The organism is Cohaesibacter celericrescens (assembly GCF_002866925.1).
Lineage (GTDB): Bacteria > Pseudomonadota > Alphaproteobacteria > Rhizobiales > Cohaesibacteraceae > Cohaesibacter > Cohaesibacter celericrescens.
Genome location: NZ_PKUQ01000049.1, coordinates 1 through 780 on the forward strand (window position 1 = coordinate 1; position 780 = coordinate 780).

Here is a 780-nt window from a genome sequence, read left to right on the forward strand (position 1 = left end):
ATGCAAAGCCGCCACAGCATATGCACACAATGGTGCAGTGCTGTGGTGGAAATACTACGGCTTCATACGGCCCGAAAGAGGGTGGAAGCCGGTATCCCTGGCTTAGCTGTTGCTGTCGGCCTGGCAGGTGTAACCAACAAATTCAGAGTTGGAATCAGCGGTCGGGACATAAGCGCGCTCGGCTTTTTCGCCCAGTGAGCAGTAAGAACTGTTTGCCACATAACGATCAAACACATTGGGGCCGGTATCCAGAAGAACACTGCCCTGTTCTTGAACAAGCTGCTTTACTTGAGCGCCGGTTAGATCATGGCTGTCGACATGCTGTGCTGCTGAAGCAAATGTAGTGGAAGCAATAGCGCTGATGGCGAGTACGGAAAGAGCAGTAGCTAGTTTTTTCATCGACTTATTCCTTTTATTTGTTCCTATCAAATCGTCTTTGCGAAATGAAGGAAAGCACATATAGCCAAATACTTGCCGCATTCTGACACGCCTAGGAGGCAGGTAAGAATGCGTCGAGTTCTACGGTCTTTTGATCGCAGAATGAGCTGGTCAAAGGATTGGTCGGCCTAATCGGCAATCCAATTTCGGGAGGACATATCCTTGTTCCAGTCGCACCTTGGATATCGGCTTCCCGGAGGGCGAAAAAATGTCACCTTTGCGGCAGAATTGCGTTGAAAGGTAACCGCGCGTATCACCCCCGAATGCTTGACATTGAAGAATACAAAACCATACGAACGCATACAAAATCCAACCACCACAACCATGCTGCTGTGGACAAAC

The 780-nt window shown here is 49.2% G+C and carries 1 protein-coding gene; it reads right to left on the reverse strand.

Annotated elements, in window-relative coordinates; genetic code table 11:
* Positions 1-102: 102 nt before the first annotated feature.
* Complete coding sequence (locus C0081_RS19045) at positions 103-399, reverse strand: hypothetical protein (RefSeq protein WP_101535455.1); 297 nt, start codon at positions 397-399, stop codon at positions 103-105.
* Between the last annotated feature and the right edge of the window lie 381 nt (positions 400-780).